This is a genomic window from Pseudomonas machongensis (genome assembly GCF_034961125.1).
Classification (GTDB): Bacteria; Pseudomonadota; Gammaproteobacteria; order Pseudomonadales; family Pseudomonadaceae; genus Aquipseudomonas; species Aquipseudomonas machongensis.
Map to the genome: position 1 here is coordinate 82,286 of NZ_JAYFUI010000180.1, position 15,567 is coordinate 97,852.

Annotated in this window: 16 protein-coding genes; all 16 read left to right on the plus strand. The window is 63.8% G+C overall.

The genetic code is table 11. The features are described 5' to 3' along the window. Window positions 1-38: 38 nt before the first annotated feature. The 16 genes from fliN to motD all read left to right on the plus strand — a co-directional run bounded on the left by fliN (window position 39) and on the right by motD (window position 15,521). The gene (fliN, locus tag VA602_RS16360; RefSeq protein WP_186666415.1) at window positions 39-506 is read left to right on the plus strand and encodes a flagellar motor switch protein FliN; all 468 of its coding nucleotides are present in this window, start codon (window positions 39-41) and stop codon (window positions 504-506) included. Beyond that, complete coding sequence (gene fliO / locus VA602_RS16365; protein ID WP_323453712.1) at window positions 507-959, plus strand: flagellar biosynthetic protein FliO; 453 nt, start codon at window positions 507-509, stop codon at window positions 957-959. Beyond that, the gene (gene fliP / locus VA602_RS16370; RefSeq protein WP_054891870.1) at window positions 959-1,714 is read left to right on the plus strand and encodes a flagellar type III secretion system pore protein FliP; all 756 of its coding nucleotides are present in this window, start codon (window positions 959-961) and stop codon (window positions 1,712-1,714) included. Before fliO ends, fliP begins: the two co-directional genes overlap by 1 nt. A gap of 22 nt (window positions 1,715-1,736) precedes the next feature. After that, window positions 1,737-2,006, plus strand: a complete 270-nt coding sequence (gene fliQ / locus VA602_RS16375) for a flagellar biosynthesis protein FliQ (protein WP_054891869.1) — start codon at window positions 1,737-1,739, stop codon at window positions 2,004-2,006. 7 nt (window positions 2,007-2,013) lie between these two features. Then, window positions 2,014-2,790 (plus strand): flagellar biosynthetic protein FliR, encoded by a 777-nt coding sequence (gene fliR / locus VA602_RS16380; RefSeq protein ID WP_054891868.1) that lies wholly within the window; start codon window positions 2,014-2,016, stop codon window positions 2,788-2,790. Window positions 2,791-2,792: 2 nt separating this feature from the next. Then, window positions 2,793-3,935, plus strand: coding sequence for a flagellar biosynthesis protein FlhB (gene flhB / locus VA602_RS16385; protein WP_063545677.1), 1,143 nt, complete (start codon window positions 2,793-2,795; stop codon window positions 3,933-3,935). Between the two features lie 163 nt (window positions 3,936-4,098). Further along, window positions 4,099-6,228 (plus strand): flagellar biosynthesis protein FlhA, encoded by a 2,130-nt coding sequence (flhA, locus tag VA602_RS16390; protein WP_323453713.1) that lies wholly within the window; start codon window positions 4,099-4,101, stop codon window positions 6,226-6,228. 11 nt (window positions 6,229-6,239) lie between these two features. After that, window positions 6,240-7,550: a flagellar biosynthesis protein FlhF gene (gene flhF / locus VA602_RS16395; protein WP_054895560.1), complete on the plus strand. Its 1,311-nt coding sequence runs from the start codon at window positions 6,240-6,242 to the stop codon at window positions 7,548-7,550. A gap of 75 nt (window positions 7,551-7,625) precedes the next feature. Further along, complete coding sequence (fleN, locus tag VA602_RS16400) at window positions 7,626-8,459, plus strand: flagellar synthesis regulator FleN (protein ID WP_016393812.1); 834 nt, start codon at window positions 7,626-7,628, stop codon at window positions 8,457-8,459. Continuing rightward, on the plus strand, window positions 8,456-9,196 hold the full coding sequence (gene fliA, locus VA602_RS16405; RefSeq protein ID WP_054895561.1) for an RNA polymerase sigma factor FliA: 741 nt from the start codon (window positions 8,456-8,458) through the stop codon (window positions 9,194-9,196). Before fleN ends, fliA begins: the two co-directional genes overlap by 4 nt. A gap of 104 nt (window positions 9,197-9,300) precedes the next feature. Further along, the gene (locus VA602_RS16410; RefSeq protein ID WP_104881405.1) at window positions 9,301-9,675 is read left to right on the plus strand and encodes a chemotaxis response regulator CheY; all 375 of its coding nucleotides are present in this window, start codon (window positions 9,301-9,303) and stop codon (window positions 9,673-9,675) included. An 18-nt stretch (window positions 9,676-9,693) separates the two neighbouring features. After that, entirely contained in the window at window positions 9,694-10,482 is a 789-nt protein-coding gene (locus VA602_RS16415) for a protein phosphatase CheZ (protein WP_054895562.1), read from the plus strand. 12 nt (window positions 10,483-10,494) lie between these two features. After that, entirely contained in the window at window positions 10,495-12,714 is a 2,220-nt protein-coding gene (locus VA602_RS16420) for a chemotaxis protein CheA (RefSeq protein WP_323453714.1), read from the plus strand. A 45-nt stretch (window positions 12,715-12,759) separates the two neighbouring features. Then, complete coding sequence (locus tag VA602_RS16425) at window positions 12,760-13,890, plus strand: protein-glutamate methylesterase/protein-glutamine glutaminase (RefSeq protein ID WP_323453715.1); 1,131 nt, start codon at window positions 12,760-12,762, stop codon at window positions 13,888-13,890. Next, window positions 13,890-14,630: a flagellar motor protein gene (locus VA602_RS16430; RefSeq protein WP_054895565.1), complete on the plus strand. Its 741-nt coding sequence runs from the start codon at window positions 13,890-13,892 to the stop codon at window positions 14,628-14,630. The genes VA602_RS16425 and VA602_RS16430 overlap by 1 nt, the downstream gene beginning before the upstream one ends. 3 nt (window positions 14,631-14,633) lie before the next feature. Beyond that, a complete protein-coding gene (motD, locus tag VA602_RS16435) occupies window positions 14,634-15,521 on the plus strand; it encodes a flagellar motor protein MotD (RefSeq protein ID WP_054895566.1) in 888 nt (295 codons plus the stop codon). Window positions 15,522-15,567 lie beyond the last annotated feature (46 nt).

The following is a 15,567-nucleotide window of genomic DNA, read 5'->3' on the forward strand; positions in this document are numbered from 1 at the left end:
CCGGTCGCACTACGAATTGAAAGCCTGTCGAGGACTTTATGGCTAACGAAAACGAGATCACCTCCCCAGAGGAACAGGCCCTGGCCGATGAGTGGGCGGCAGCCCTGGAAGAAACCGGTGATGCCGGCCAGGCGGACATCGATGCGCTGTTGGCAGCCGACAGCGGTCGCTCCTCCGGCGCAGGTCGCCTGCCGATGGAAGAGTTCGCCAGCTCCCCGCGGCCGAGCGAGAACGTCGGCCTGGAAGGGCCGAACCTGGACGTGATCCTGGACATTCCAGTGAGCATCTCCATGGAGGTGGGCGCCACGGAAATCAGCATTCGCAACCTGCTGCAACTGAACCAGGGGTCGGTCATCGAGCTTGATCGCCTGGCAGGCGAACCGCTGGATGTACTGGTCAATGGCACGCTGATCGCCCATGGCGAAGTGGTGGTGGTCAACGAGAAGTTCGGCATTCGCCTAACCGACGTGATCAGCCCCAGCGAACGCATCAAGAAGCTGCGCTGAGTGAAGGGCCTGATACGCGGCGTCGCCGCCCTGGGCGCATTGCTCGCCAGCGAGGTGGTGATCGGCGCGGCTGATCCCGCGTCGGTGTCGGCCAGCACGTCCGCGCCCGGCGGCATGGGTGGGCAACTGGCGCAGATGGTCTTTGGTCTGCTCGTGGTGGTGGGCGCCATCTTCCTGCTCGCCTGGCTGTTGCGCCGCCTGCAGGTGGCACAGCCGCGCGGCGGGCAGGTGATCGAGATCGTCGGCAGCCGAGCCCTCGGCCCGCGCGACCGCCTGCTGCTGGTGCAGGTGGGCAAGGAACAGATCCTGATCGGCCACAGCCCTGGCAGCATCGAGGCGCTGCACGTCATGGCCGAGCCCGTGGAGGTGCCTGTCGGCGCGCGTCAGGCGGCACCGGAATTCGCCCAGCGGCTGCTCGAGCTGATGGGCAAGGACCAGAAGGACAAGAAGTGATGAGCGGCGCGCTGCGCTTACTGTTGACCCTGGCGCTGCTGCTGGCCGCGCCTGTGGCCCTGGCCGCCGATCCGTTGTCGATCCCGGCCATCACCCTGTCCAATGGGCCGGACGGCCAGCAGGAATATTCGGTCAGCCTGCAGATCCTGTTGATCATGACGGCGCTGAGCTTCATTCCGGCGTTCGTCATCCTGATGACCAGCTTTACCCGCATCATCATCGTCTTCTCCATCCTGCGCCAGGCCCTGGGCCTGCAGCAGACGCCGTCGAACCAGTTGCTCACCGGCATGGCCCTGTTCCTGACCATGTTCATCATGGCGCCGGTGTTCGATCGGGTGAATCGTGACGCGTTGCAGCCCTACCTGAACGAACAGATGACCGCGCAACAGGCCATCGACAAAGCCCAGGGGCCGCTGAAGGACTTCATGCTGGCGCAGACCCGGCAAAGCGATCTGGACCTGTTCATGCGCCTGTCCAAGCGCACCGACATCGCCGGCCCCGACCAGGTGCCGCTGACCATCCTGGTGCCGGCATTCGTCACCTCCGAGCTCAAGACCGCGTTCCAGATCGGCTTCATGATCTTCATCCCGTTCCTGATCATCGACATGGTGGTCGCCAGCGTGCTGATGGCGATGGGTATGATGATGCTGTCGCCGCTGATCATCTCGCTGCCGTTCAAGATCATGCTGTTCGTCCTGGTCGATGGCTGGGCGCTGATCATGGGTACGCTGGCCGGCAGTTTCGGCGGCGTCTGAGGCCACTCAAGGAGAGTTTTCGATGACCCCTGAAGTTGCCGTCGACCTGTTCCGCGATGCGCTCTGGCTGACTGCCCTGATGGTGGCGGTGCTGGTGGTGCCGAGCCTGCTGGTCGGCCTGCTGGTGGCGATCTTCCAGGCGGCCACGCAGATCAACGAACAGACCCTGAGCTTCCTGCCGCGCCTGCTGGTGATGCTGATCACCCTGATCGTGGTCGGTCCGTGGCTGGTGCAGAAGTTCATGGAATACATGACCGGCCTGTACAGCGGCATTCCGCAGTTGATCGGATGATGAGCCCATGCTCGAGCTGAGCGCCGCGCAGATCGGCACCTGGGTCGCCACCTTCATCCTGCCGCTGTTTCGCGTGGCAGCGGTGCTGATGACCATGCCGGTGTTCGGGACGCGCATGCTGCCGGCCCGCATACGCCTGTATGTAGCGGTCGCGATCACCGTGGTGATCGTGCCCGGCCTGCCACCGCTGCCCGAGTTCGAGCCCTTGAGCGTGCGTGGCGTGCTGCTGTGCGCCGAACAGATCATCGTCGGCGCGCTGTTCGGGTTTTCCTTGCAGATGCTGTTCCAGGCGTTCGTCGTCGCCGGGCAGATCGTGGCGATTCAGCTGGGCATGGCGATGGCCTCGATGATCGACCCGGCCAATGGCGTCAACGTGGCGGTGGTCGGGCAGTTCCTGACCATGCTGGTGAGTGTGCTGTTCCTGCTGATGAACGGCCACCTGGTGGTGATCGAGGTATTGACCGAAAGCTTCACCACGCTGCCGGTGGGCAATGCCCTGGTGGTCGCGCATTTCTGGGAGATTGCCGGACGCCTGGGCTGGGTGCTGGGAGCGGGGCTGGTTCTGATCCTGCCAGTCATCGCAGCCCTGTTGGTGATCAACATCGCCTTTGGTGTGATGACCCGAGCCGCGCCACAGCTGAACATCTTCTCCATTGGTTTCCCGCTGACCCTGGTGCTGGGGCTGGCCATCTTCTGGGTCGGGCTTGCCGACATCCTCTCGCACTACCAGCAACTGGCCAGCGAGGCCTTGCAGTGGCTGCGTGAGCTGGCACGGGCGCCCTGAGCATGGCAGAGAGCGAGAGCGGTCAGGACAAGACAGAGGAACCCACCGAGAAGCGCAAGCGCGACGCACGGGAAAAGGGTGACATCGCCCGTTCCAAAGAGCTCAACACCTTCGCGGTGACCCTCGGCGGCGCCGGCGCCTTGCTGGCCTTCGGCGGCCACCTTGCCGAAACCCTCATGACGCTGATGCGCGTGAACTTCAGCCTGTCGCGCGAAGTGATAGTCGACGAGCGGGCCATGGGTGCCTTCCTGATGGCCTCGGGCAAGATGGCCATCTGGGCCACCCAGCCGGTGCTGGTGCTGCTGTTCGTCGTATCGTTCGTGGCCCCTATCGCCCTGGGCGGCTTTCTGTTTTCCGGCTCCTTGCTGCAGCCCAAGTTCAGCCGGATGAACCCGCTGTCCGGGATCAAGCGCATGTTCTCGCTGAACTCGCTGACCGAACTGCTCAAGGCGGTGGCCAAGTTCTTCCTGGTGCTGGTGGTGGCGCTCGTGGTGCTGGCCAACGACCGCGAGGCGCTGATGGCGATTGCCAAGGAGCCGCTCGAGCAGGCGATCATCCACAGCGTGCAGGTGGTGGGCTGGAGCGCCTTGTGGATGGCGGCGGGTCTGCTGCTGATCGCCATCGTCGATGTGCCGTTCCAGCTCTGGCAGACGCACAAGAAGCTGAAGATGACCAAGCAGGAAGTGCGCGACGAATACAAGGATACCGAGGGCAAGCCGGAGGTGAAGCAGCGCATTCGCCAACTGCAGCGCGAGGCGTCGCAGCGCAGGATGATGGCGGCGGTGCCCGAGGCCGATGTGATCATCACCAACCCGACGCACTATGCCGTGGCGCTCAAGTACGACCCGGAGAAGGGCGGTGCGGCGCCGCTGCTGCTGGCCAAGGGCACCGACTTCCTGGCCTTGAAGATCCGCGAGATCGGCCAGGAGCACAAGGTACAGATCCTCGAATCGCCAGCGCTGGCACGGGCGATCTACTACTCCACGGAGCTGGAGCACGAAATTCCGGCCGGGCTGTACCTGGCAGTGGCGCAGGTGCTGGCGTACGTGTTCCAGATTCGCCAGTACCGCTCGGGCAAGGGCAAGCCGCCCGAGCCGCTGAAGAAGGATTTGCCGATCCCGCCGGACCTGCAGCGCGACAGTTGATCCTGTTGGCGCGGGCTTGCCCGCGAAAAGAACACCGCGGTGGACCGCGAAAACACCGCAACAGAGCGCCTGGCCCCGCACCCCGGCAAAGTTGGAAAGCTTCTTGCAAAGCCACGCCCAAGCGCCGTCCAGGCGTCAAAGTTTTGCTTGAAGAGGATACCCGGTGGATCGCGCACAGTTAATCAGCAACGCCCGTAACAACCTGGCCGGTCTCGGTCGGGGGAACCTGGGTGTGCCGCTGTTGCTGCTGGTGATGCTGGCGATGATGATGTTGCCCATCCCGCCGTTCCTGCTCGATGTGTTCTTCACCTTCAACATCGCGCTGTCGATCGTGGTCCTGCTGGTCTGCGTCTACGCCCTGCGCCCGCTGGACTTCGCCGCCTTTCCGACCATCCTGCTGGTGGCGACGCTGCTGCGCCTGGCGCTCAACGTCGCCTCGACCCGCGTGGTCATGCTGCACGGCCAGGAGGGCCACGGAGCGGCGGGCAAGGTGATCCAGGCCTTCGGTGAGGTGGTGATCGGCGGCAACTACGTGGTCGGTGCGGTGGTGTTCGCCATCCTGATGATCATCAACTTTGTCGTGGTGACCAAGGGTGCCGGGCGTATTTCCGAGGTGAGCGCGCGCTTCACCCTCGACGCCATGCCCGGCAAGCAGATGGCCATCGACGCCGACCTCAACGCCGGCCTGATCGACCAAGCCCAGGCCAAGGCGCGTCGTGCCGAGGTCGCCCAGGAGGCCGAGTTCTACGGTTCGATGGACGGTGCCAGCAAGTTCGTGCGTGGCGACGCCATCGCCGGCCTGCTGATCCTGTTCATCAACCTCATCGGCGGCATGCTCATCGGCATGCTGCAGCATGGCATGACCTTCAGCGACGCCGGCAAGGTGTACGCTTTGTTGACCATCGGTGACGGTTTGGTGGCGCAGTTGCCCTCGCTGCTGCTGTCCACTGCGGCCGCGATCATGGTCACCCGCGCCTCGGGCTCCGAGGACATGGGCAAGCTGATCAACCGGCAGATGTTCGATTCGCCCAAGGCGCTGGCCGTTTCCGGCGTGCTGATGGTGGTGATGGGGCTGGTGCCGGGTATGCCACACATCGCCTTCCTCAGCCTTGGCGTGCTGGCCGGCGGCGGCGCCTACATGGTGTGGAAGAAGCAGCAGAAGGCCAAGCTCCTGGCCGTGCAGGAAGCGCAGCGCCAACAGGATCTGCTGCCATCGCCGCAGCGCGCCATGGAAACCAAGGAGCTGGGCTGGGACGACGTCACGCCGATCGACATGATCGGCCTGGAAGTCGGCTATCGCCTGATTCCGCTGGTCGACCGCAACCAGGGCGGCCAGTTGCTGGCGCGGATCAAGGGCGTGCGCAAGAAACTCTCGCAAGACCTGGGCTTTCTCATGCCCACCGTGCACATTCGCGACAACCTCGACCTGCAGCCCAGTGCCTATCGCCTGACGTTGATGGGAGTGATCCTGGCCGAGGCCGAGATCTACCCGGACCGCGAGCTTGCGATCAACCCTGGGCAGGTGTTCGGCACCCTCAATGGTATCGCCGCGCGCGACCCGGCCTTTGGCCTCGAGGCGGTGTGGATCGATGTGGCCCAGCGCGCCCAGGCGCAGTCCTTGGGTTACACGGTGGTCGATGCCAGCACCGTGGTCGCCACTCACCTGAATCAGATCCTGCAGAAGCACTGCCACGAGCTGATCGGCCATGAAGAGGTCCAGCAGTTGCTGCAGGTGCTGTCCAAGGCATCGCCGAAACTTGCCGAGGAACTGGTGCCGGGTGTCATTTCCTTGTCGGGGTTGCTCAAGGTCCTGCAGGCCTTGCTTGCCGAGCAGGTGCCCGTGCGTGACATCCGCAGCATTGCCGAGGCCATCGCCAACAATGCCGCCAAGAGTCAAGATACCGCCGCGTTGGTGGCTTCGGTGCGGGTCGGCTTGTCACGTGCCATCGTGCAAAGCATTGTCGGCGTTGAGTCCGAGCTGCCTGTGATCACCCTTGAACCAAGGTTGGAACAGATCTTGCTCAATAGTCTGCAAAGGGCCGGGCAGGGTCAGGAAGACGGTGTTCTTCTTGAACCGAGCATGGCCGAGAAGCTGCAGCGTTCGCTGATCGAGGCGGCGCAGCGCCAGGAGATGCAAGGCCAGCCGGCCATTCTCCTGGTCGCCGGCCCGATCCGTGCCATGCTGTCGAGATTCGGTCGTCTGGCCGTGCCCAACCTGCATGTGCTGGCGTACCAGGAAATACCGGACAACAAGCAAGTCACCATCGTTGCCACCGTGGGCCCTAACGGCTGAGGTAGTGGGTTATGCAAGTTAAGCGTTTTTTCGCCGCCGATATGCGTCAGGCCATGAAGCTGGTCCGTGATGAGCTTGGCGCCGATGCCGCAATCATCGGCAACCGGCGTATCGCCGGCGGTGTCGAACTGACGGCCGCGCTGGACTACAAACTGTCCGCCCTGGCCCCACGCGTGCCGAATGTCGAGCTCGAGGACGAGCTGCGCAAGACCCATTCGCGCATCGCCACCGCCCAGGCCGAGCTGGACGGGCGTGGTGACGCCGAGCTCGGCAACCGGCAATTGTTTGCCGGCCTGTCGCTGACCGCGTCCGAGCCGCTGGTCGAGCCGCATGTGGATGTTCCGGCGCCCGCGCCGGCCCCTGCGGCCCCGACGGTCGACAAGCGCGTCTTCGACGCCATGCGTTCGGAGCTTTCGGGCTTGCGCGAGCTGCTTGAAGTGCAGCTGGGCTCGCTTGCCTGGGGCCAATTGCAGGGCAACAAGCCGCAGCAGGCCAACCTCTGGCGTCGCTTGCAGCGCCTGGGCCTGTCTGGCCCGATCGCCCGTGATCTGCTTGAGCGGGCCGGTGAGATCGAAGACCCGCGTCAGGCTTGGCGCATGGTCCTGGCGCACTTGGCGCGTCTGATCGAGGTGCCTGAGGTGGAGCCGATCGAGGAGGGCGGGGTCATCGCCATGGTCGGCCCGGCCGGCATGGGCAAGACCACCACCCTGGCCAAGCTCGCCGCGCGCTATGTGCTCAAGTACGGCTCGCAGCACCTGGCGCTGGTGAGCATGGACAGCTACCGCATCGGTGCCCAGGAGCAGCTCAAGACCCTCGGGCGCATCCTCAATGTGCCGGTGACCTACGTCGATCCGGGCCAGTCGCTGGCCCAGGCCCTGGAACCACTGCTGCGCAAGCGCGTGGTGCTGATCGATACCGCCGGCCTTCAGGCCAGCGATCCGGCGCTGCGCATGCAGCTCGAATCGCTCGCCAGCCGCGGCATCGCCGCCAAGAACTACCTGGTACTGGCCACCACCAGCCAGAAACAGGTGCTGACCGCCGCCTATCACAGCTACAAGCGCTGTGGCCTGGCCGGTTGCATCCTGACCAAGCTCGATGAAACGGGCAGCCTCGGCGAAGTGCTGAGCCTGGCCATCAGTCACGAACTGCCCGTGGCCTATCTCACCGATGGTCCGCGCATTCCTGACGACCTGCAGTTGCCGCGCAAGCATCAGTTGGTGAGCCGCGCGGTCAGCGTGCAGTTGCAGGAAGAGCCCAGCGAAGAGGCCATGGCCGACATGTTCGCTGATCTCTACCACAATCCCGATAAGCGCGCGGGTTGACGATGAACGGCGCAGGGGGTCGACAGCGGCCCTTCAAGTGGGCAGGTCCCACGCGAGACAAGGTAAAGAACAGACATGGGTAGCATGCATCCCGTACAGGTGATCGCCGTCACCGGTGGCAAAGGTGGCGTCGGCAAGACCAACGTTTCAGTGAACCTGTCCCTGGCGCTGGCTGAACTCGGCCGCCGGGTCATGCTGCTGGACGCCGACCTGGGTCTGGCCAACGTCGACGTGCTGCTGGGGTTGACCCCCAAACGTACCCTGGCCGACGTCATCGAAGGACGCTGCGAGCTGCGCGACGTGCTGTTGCAGGGGCCGGGCGGCGTGCGCATCGTGCCGGCGGCCTCGGGTACCCAGAGCATGGTGCACCTGGCGCCGGCCCAGCATGCCGGGCTGATCCAGGCGTTCAGCGAGATCGGCGACAACCTCGATGTATTGGTGATCGACACCGCTGCAGGTATCGGTGACTCGGTGGTCAGTTTCGTTCGCGCGGCGCAGGAAGTGTTGTTGGTGGTGTGCGACGAGCCCACTTCGATCACCGACGCCTACGCCCTGATCAAGCTGCTCAACCGCGATTACGGCATGAATCGTTTCCGCGTCCTGGCCAACATGGCGCAGAGCCCGCAGGAAGGACGCAACCTGTTCGCCAAGCTGACCAAGGTCACCGACCGCTTCCTCGACGTGGCCTTGCAGTACGTGGGCGCCGTGCCCTACGACGAATGCGTGCGCAAGGCGGTGCAGAAGCAGCGCGCAGTGTACGAGGCCTTCCCGCGCTCCAAATGCGCCCTGGCGTTCAAGGCCATTGCGCAGAAGGTCGACAGCTGGCCGCTGCCGGCCAACCCGCGCGGGCACCTGGAGTTCTTCGTCGAGCGCCTGGTACAGCCCACCAGTGCGGGGCCGGTGCTATGAGCGCGAGTGGATTCAAGATGTACAGCAAGGCGTCCAAGGACGCTCAGTACGAGCTGGTCGAGCGCTATGCCCCGCTGGTCAAGCGGATTGCCTACCACCTGTTGGCGCGCCTGCCGGCGAACGTGCAGGTCGAGGACCTGATCCAGGCCGGCATGATCGGCCTGCTGGAAGTGGCCAACAAGTACGACGCCAGCAAGGGTGCGAGCTTCGAGACCTATGCCGGCATCCGCATCCGTGGCGCCATGCTCGACGAGGTGCGCAAGGGCGACTGGGCGCCGCGTTCGGTGCACCGCAACACGCGCATGGTCAGTGACGCGATTCGCGCCGTCGAAGCAAGAACCGGTCGTGACGCTAAAGATCACGAGGTTGCTGCCGAACTCCAATTGGGTCTCGACGATTATTACGGGATTCTGAACGATACCTTGGGCAGCCGCCTGTTCAGTTTCGACGACCTGCTGCAGGACGGCGAACACGAAGGGCTGCACGAGGACGGTGTCAGCGGCCAGGTCGAGCCGTCGCGTGACCTGGAAGACGAACGCTTCCAGGCTGCACTGACCGATGCGATCGCCAACCTGCCGGAGCGCGAGCGCCTGGTCCTGGCGCTGTACTACGACGAAGAGTTGAACCTCAAGGAAATCGGGGAAGTGCTGGGGGTCAGCGAATCGCGTGTCAGCCAGTTGCACAGCCAGTGCGCGGCGCGTCTGCGCAGTCGGTTGGGTGAATGGCGAGCGCGGTGAACCCGGGTTCGATGCAGTCGTTTTACGTGGTGCCGAATTGATTGAGCGCGCGCTTGTGAGACGAGCGCGTTTAAGACTGCTTGGAGGTCTAATTGAACAAAGATATGAAAATCCTCATCGTTGACGACTTCTCGACGATGCGGCGGATCATCAAGAACCTGTTGCGTGATCTGGGCTTCACCAACACCGACGAAGCCGACGATGGCACCACGGCTCTGCCGATGCTCGAAAGCGGTCACTACGACTTCCTGGTGACCGACTGGAACATGCCTGGCATGTCCGGCATCGATCTGCTGCGCAAGGTGCGCGCCCACGACCGTCTCAAGGGCATGCCGGTGCTGATGGTGACCGCCGAGGCCAAGCGCGACCAGATCATCGAAGCGGCCCAGGCCGGCGTCAACGGCTATGTGGTCAAGCCTTTCACCGCGCAGGTACTCAAAGAAAAGATCGAAAAGATCTTCGAACGCGTCAACGGCTGAGCCATGTCTGGGGGCGCTATGGAATCAAGAAACGATTCTCTGGGGGAGTTCGAGTCGACCCTGAAGAAGCACGCCGAGCAACTGGTGCAAAGCCTGGAACGCGGCCAGTTCGGCGAGGCGGTGCAGCTGATCCACCAGCTCAACCAGACCCGTGACCGCGGCCTTTATCAGGAAGTGGGCAAGCTCACTCGCGAGCTGCACAGCGCTATCGTCAGTTTCCAGATCGATCCGCGCATGCCGCAGGCCGAGGAAGTGTCGCAGATCACCGACGCCACCGAACGGCTGTCCTACGTGGTCCGGCTGACCGAGAACGCGGCCAATCGCACCATGGACCTGGTCGAGCAAAGCACGCCTGTGCTCAACGATCTGGCATCCGAAGCCCAGAACCTGTCTGCCGACTGGCAGCGCTTCATGCGCCGCGAGGTGGCAGCGCCTGAATTTCGTGAGTTGGTCAAGCGCGTCGACAGTTTCCTGACGCACAGCGCCGAAGGTAACCGCAAGGTGGCCGGCCATCTCAACGACATTCTCCTGGCTCAGGACTATCAGGACCTGACCGGGCAGGTGATCAAGCGGGTGACCGCGCTGGTCACCGAAGTCGAAAGCAATCTGCTCAAGCTCGTGTTGATGGCAAGTCAAGTCGACCGCTTTGCCGGCATCGAACATGACCACGATCAATTGCGTGCTGAAAAAGATGAAGAAAAACATCCAACTCGGGGTGAAGGTCCGCAGATTCATGCCGATAAGCGTGAAGACGTCGTGTCCGGTCAGGACGATGTCGACGATCTGCTGTCCAGCCTGGGTTTTTAGGGAGCACGTTTAATGAGCTTCGGCGCCGATGAAGAAATCCTTCAGGATTTCCTGGTAGAAGCCGGCGAAATCCTCGAGCAACTGTCCGAGCAACTGGTGGAGCTGGAAAGCCGACCTGATGATGCGGACCTGCTCAATGCGATCTTTCGCGGTTTTCACACTGTAAAAGGGGGCGCCGGCTTCCTTCAGCTCAATGAGCTGGTGGAGTGCTGCCACATTGCCGAGAACGTCTTCGACATCCTGCGCAAGGGAGAGCGCCGGGTCGATGCCGAACTGATGGATGTGGTGCTCGAAGCGCTCGACACGGTCAACAGCATGTTTGGCCAGGTTCGCGAGCGCAGCGACATCACCCCGGCTACGCCAGAGCTGCTCGCCGCGCTGTCGCGCCTGGCCGAACCGGCCAGCGCCGATGCCGTGGCACCGGTTGCCGTGGCGGCGGTCGTCGAGGCACCGGCTGCCGAGGCGGACATCACCGATACCGAGTTCGAGCAACTGCTCGACTCCCTCGACGCGGTCAAGGCCCAGGCCGAGGCGGCCGAGCAGTCGCAGGGCGAAGCCGTTTCCGGCAGTGCCGACGAGATCACCGACGCCGAGTTCGAGTCGCTGCTCGACCAACTGCATGGCAAGGGTCAGTTCTCGCCGGAAGTCGCGGCGAGCGAGCCGGAGGCTGCAGTCGCGACGCCGGCCGGTGACGAGATCACCGACGAAGAGTTCGAGGCGCTGCTCGATCAGTTGCATGGCAAGGGCGCTTTTGCCGCCGATGCACTGCCGAGCGTCGAAGCCACCGCCTCTGCGCCAGCGGCCGAACCTGTCGGCGATCACATCACCGACAACGAGTTCGAGGCCCTGCTGGACCAACTGCATGGCAAGGGCAAGTTCAGTGGCGATGCCGTCGCGGCTGAAGCGCCTGCCGTTGCCGTGGCTGCCGCGCCTGCTGCCAAGGTCGAAAGCAAGCCTGTCGCCAAGCCGGCGCCTGCCCCCGCCGCGGCTGCCAAGCCGGCCGCTGCTCCGGCACCGGCACGCGCTGCAGCGCCGGCTGCCGACAAGCACGGCGCCAGCGAAGCGGAAACCACGGTGCGGGTCGATACTGCGCGCCTGGATGAAATCATGAACATGGTCGGCGAACTGGTGCTGGTGCGTAACCGCCTGGTGCGCCTGGGCCTGAACAGCGGCGACGAGGCCATGTCCAAGGCCGTGTCCAACCTCGACGTGGTCACTGCCGACCTGCAGACCGCGGTCATGAAGACCCGCATGCAGCCGATCAAGAAGGTCTTCGGCCGCTTCCCGCGCCTGGTACGCGACTTGGCCCGCCAGCTCAAGAAAGAGATCAACCTGGAGCTGGTCGGCGAAGAGACCGACCTGGACAAGAACCTGGTCGAGGCTCTGGCCGACCCGCTGGTGCACTTGGTGCGCAACGCGGTCGACCATGGCGTCGAGACCCCCGAGGAACGCGAGGCCTCCGGCAAGGCGCGTACCGGTCGGGTGGTGCTGTCGGCCGAGCAGGAGGGTGACCATATCCTGCTGTCGATCTCCGACGACGGCAAAGGCATGGACCCGAACGTCCTGCGCGCCAAGGCGGTCGAGAAGGGCCTGATGGACAAGGATGCAGCCGACCGCCTGAGCGAGTCGGATTGCTACAACCTGATCTTCGCCCCGGGCTTCTCGACCAAGACCGAGATCTCCGACGTGTCCGGCCGCGGTGTGGGCATGGATGTGGTGAAGACCAAGATTTCCCAGCTCAATGGCTCGATCAACATCTTCTCGGCCAAGGGCCAGGGCTCGAAGATCGTCATCAAGGTGCCGCTGACGCTGGCAATCATGCCGACGCTGATGGTGATGCTGGCCAACCAGGCGTTCGCCTTCCCGCTGGTCAACGTCAACGAGATCTTCCATCTCGACCTGTCGCGCACCAACGTGGTCGATGGCCAGGAAGTGGTGATCGTGCGCGACAAGGCGCTGCCGCTGTTCTACCTCAAGCGCTGGCTAGTCCAGGACCAGCAGCACGAGGAGCAGCTCGAAGGGCATGTGGTGATCCTGTCGGTCGGTACTCAGCGCATCGGCTTCGTGGTCGACCAGTTGGTGGGCCAGGAAGAGGTGGTGATCAAGCCGCTGGGCAAGATGCTGCAGGGCACCCCGGGCATGTCCGGCGCCACCATCACCGGTGACGGTCGTATCGCGCTGATCCTCGACGTCCCGAGCATGCTCAAGCGTTACGCCGCCCGGCGTATTTGATTTCGGCGGCGCGACCTGGCGGTTGCGCCGCCTAACGGAGTGTTTATGGCAGTCAAGGTCCTGGTGGTGGATGATTCCGGTTTCTTCCGCCGCCGTGTCTCGGAAATCCTCTCGGCGGACCCGACCATCCAGGTGGTCGGCACCGCGACCAACGGCAAGGAAGCGATCGATCAGGCGCTGGCGCTCAAGCCTGACGTGATCACCATGGACTACGAGATGCCGATGATGGACGGCATTACCGCCGTGCGGCACATCATGCAGCGCTGCCCGACACCGGTCCTGATGTTCTCTTCGCTCACCCACGAAGGTGCGCGTGTCACCCTCGATGCGCTGGATGCAGGGGCGGTCGACTACCTGCCGAAGAACTTCGAGGATATTTCGCGCAACCCCGAGAAGGTCAAGCAGATGCTGTGCGAGAAGGTCCATACCATCTCGCGCAGCAATCGCCGTTTCAGCAGCTTCGCCAGCCACGCGCCCAGCCCGGTTGCCAGCGCTGGGTCGAGCACCAGCCATGCCCCGGCCAGCACCTTGGGCAGCGCTGCACCGACACGCCCTGCGGCGCCGGTACGCAGCGTTGCGCCTGCCGCCAGCCATTCGCCGGCGCCCAAGCGCAAGCCCTACAAGCTGGTGGCCATCGGCACCTCCACAGGCGGTCCGGTTGCCCTGCAGCGGGTGCTGACGCAACTGCCCGCCAACTTCCCGGCCCCCATCGTGCTGATTCAGCACATGCCTGCGGCGTTCACCAAGGCCTTTGCCGAGCGCCTCGACAAGCTGTGCAAGATCAGCGTCAAGGAGGCCGAGGACGGTGATGTGCTGCGTCCAGGCCTCGCGCTGCTGGCCCCGGGAGGCAAGCAGATGATGGTCGATGGCCGTGGCACGGTGAAGATCCTGCCGGGGGACGAACGCCTGAACTACAAACCCTGCGTGGACATCACCTTCGGCTCGGCGGCCAAGACCTACGGTGACAAGGTGCTGTCGGTCGTGCTGACCGGCATGGGTGCCGACGGACGCGAAGGTGCTCGCCTGCTCAAGCAGGGCGGCAGCACCGTATGGGCCCAGGACGAGGCAAGCTGCGTGATCTACGGCATGCCCATGGCGATCGTCAAAGCCAACCTGGCCGACGCCGTGTACAGCCTGGACGAGATCGGCAAGCACCTGGTAGAGGCCTGTGTCTGATGGATGTTCTTAGCCTTATCGGCCTGATCCTGGCGTTCGTCGCCATCGTCGGCGGCAACTTCCTCGAGGGCGGCCACGTCGGTGCGCTGCTCAACGGCCCTGCCGGGCTGATCGTCATCGGCGGCACCCTGGCCGCGGCGCTGCTGCAGTCGCCGCTGTCGGCGTTCAAGCGTGCGTTGCAGATCCTGCGCTGGATCTTCTTCCCGCCTCGGGTCGACCTGGCTGGCGGCATCGATCGTGTCGTCAACTGGAGCCTGACTGCGCGCAAGGAAGGCCTGCTGGGGCTGGAGGGCGTCGCTGATGCCGAACCGGACCCGTACGCACGCAAAGGTCTGCAGTTGCTGGTCGATGGCGCGGAGCCTGAGTCGATCCGCAGCATTCTCGAGGTCGACTTCCTCACCCAGGAGAGCCGTGACATCCAGGCTGCCAAGGTCTTCGAGAGCATGGGCGGCTACGCGCCGACCATCGGTATCATCGGTGCGGTGATGGGCTTGATCCATGTGATGGGCAACCTGGCCGATCCGTCGCAACTGGGTAACGGCATCGCCGTGGCCTTCGTCGCCACCATCTATGGTGTGGCCAGTGCCAACCTGATCCTGCTGCCGGTGGCCAACAAGCTCAAGGCCATCGTCATGCGCCAGTCGCGTTATCGCGAGATGCTGCTCGAGGGGCTGCTGTCGATCGCCGAAGGCGAGAACCCACGCTCGATCGAGCTGAAGCTGCAAGGCTTCATGGAGTAAGCCATGCGTCGTCGTCGCCATACGGAGGAGCATGAGAACCACGAGCGCTGGCTGGTCTCGTACGCCGACTTCATCACCTTGCTGTTCGCCTTTTTCGTGGTGATGTACTCGATTTCCTCGATCAACGAGGGCAAGTACAAGGTCATTTCCCAGGCGCTGATCGGAGTGTTCAACGACCCCGAGCGCAGCCTCAAGCCGATCCCGATCGGCGATGAGCGTCCGCTGACGATCAAGCCGGCAGAACCCTTGATCAAGGACAGTGACCAGGTCGATGCAGGCCTGGGACAGACCAGCGTCGACCCGCTCAAGACCATCACCGACCAGGTGGCCGATGCCTTCGGCGACTTGATCAAGTCGAACCAGATGACCGTGCGTGGCAATGAGCTGTGGGTGGAGATCGAACTCAATTCGGCATTGTTGTTCGGCAGCGGCGATGCCATGCCCAGCGACATCGCCTTCGAGATCATCGAGAAGGTGGCCCGGATCCTCAAGCCGTTCGCCAACCCGGTGCATGTCGAAGGCTTCACCGACAATCTGCCGATCCGCACTGCCCAGTACCCGACCAACTGGGAGTTGTCGTCGGCGCGCGCGGCGAGCATCGTGCGCTTGCTGGCAATGGAAGGGGTGAACCCGGCGCGCATGGCCTCGGTGGGTTACGGCGAGTATCAACCGGTCGCCAGCAACGATACCGCCGATGGCCGGGCGCGCAATCGTCGGGTGGTGCTGGTGATTTCGCGCAATCTCGAAGTGCGCCGCAGCCTGACTGGCTCCGGCAGCGCCAACGCCACCCCGGACGCAGCGTTGCGCCGTGCTGGCACACAAAGTGCACCAGCTACGCCAGCCACGACGGTCGGGAGCAATCCCGTCAAATCTCCGTCACCTAATCTATAGAACCGTTCCCGGCGGGACATTTCGCCCATGCTGGGAGGAAGCAACG

What these genes read in the sequence shown, in the direction of transcription:
- fliN (WP_186666415.1), top strand. Translation starts at nt 39, where the DNA reads ATGGCTAACGAAAACGAGATCACCTCCCCAGAGGAACAGGCCCTGGCC.
- fliP (WP_054891870.1), top strand. Translation starts at nt 959, where the DNA reads ATGAGCGGCGCGCTGCGCTTACTGTTGACCCTGGCGCTGCTGCTGGCC.
- fliQ (WP_054891869.1), top strand. Translation starts at nt 1,737, where the DNA reads ATGACCCCTGAAGTTGCCGTCGACCTGTTCCGCGATGCGCTCTGGCTG.
- fliR (WP_054891868.1), top strand. Translation starts at nt 2,014, where the DNA reads ATGCTCGAGCTGAGCGCCGCGCAGATCGGCACCTGGGTCGCCACCTTC.
- flhB (WP_063545677.1), top strand. Translation starts at nt 2,793, where the DNA reads ATGGCAGAGAGCGAGAGCGGTCAGGACAAGACAGAGGAACCCACCGAG.
- flhF (WP_054895560.1), top strand. Translation starts at nt 6,240, where the DNA reads ATGCAAGTTAAGCGTTTTTTCGCCGCCGATATGCGTCAGGCCATGAAG.
- fleN (WP_016393812.1), top strand. Translation starts at nt 7,626, where the DNA reads ATGGGTAGCATGCATCCCGTACAGGTGATCGCCGTCACCGGTGGCAAA.
- fliA (WP_054895561.1), top strand. Translation starts at nt 8,456, where the DNA reads ATGAGCGCGAGTGGATTCAAGATGTACAGCAAGGCGTCCAAGGACGCT.
- VA602_RS16410 (WP_104881405.1), top strand. Translation starts at nt 9,301, where the DNA reads ATGAAAATCCTCATCGTTGACGACTTCTCGACGATGCGGCGGATCATC.
- VA602_RS16415 (WP_054895562.1), top strand. Translation starts at nt 9,694, where the DNA reads ATGGAATCAAGAAACGATTCTCTGGGGGAGTTCGAGTCGACCCTGAAG.
- VA602_RS16420 (WP_323453714.1), top strand. Translation starts at nt 10,495, where the DNA reads ATGAGCTTCGGCGCCGATGAAGAAATCCTTCAGGATTTCCTGGTAGAA.
- VA602_RS16425 (WP_323453715.1), top strand. Translation starts at nt 12,760, where the DNA reads ATGGCAGTCAAGGTCCTGGTGGTGGATGATTCCGGTTTCTTCCGCCGC.
- VA602_RS16430 (WP_054895565.1), top strand. Translation starts at nt 13,890, where the DNA reads ATGGATGTTCTTAGCCTTATCGGCCTGATCCTGGCGTTCGTCGCCATC.
- motD (WP_054895566.1), top strand. Translation starts at nt 14,634, where the DNA reads ATGCGTCGTCGTCGCCATACGGAGGAGCATGAGAACCACGAGCGCTGG.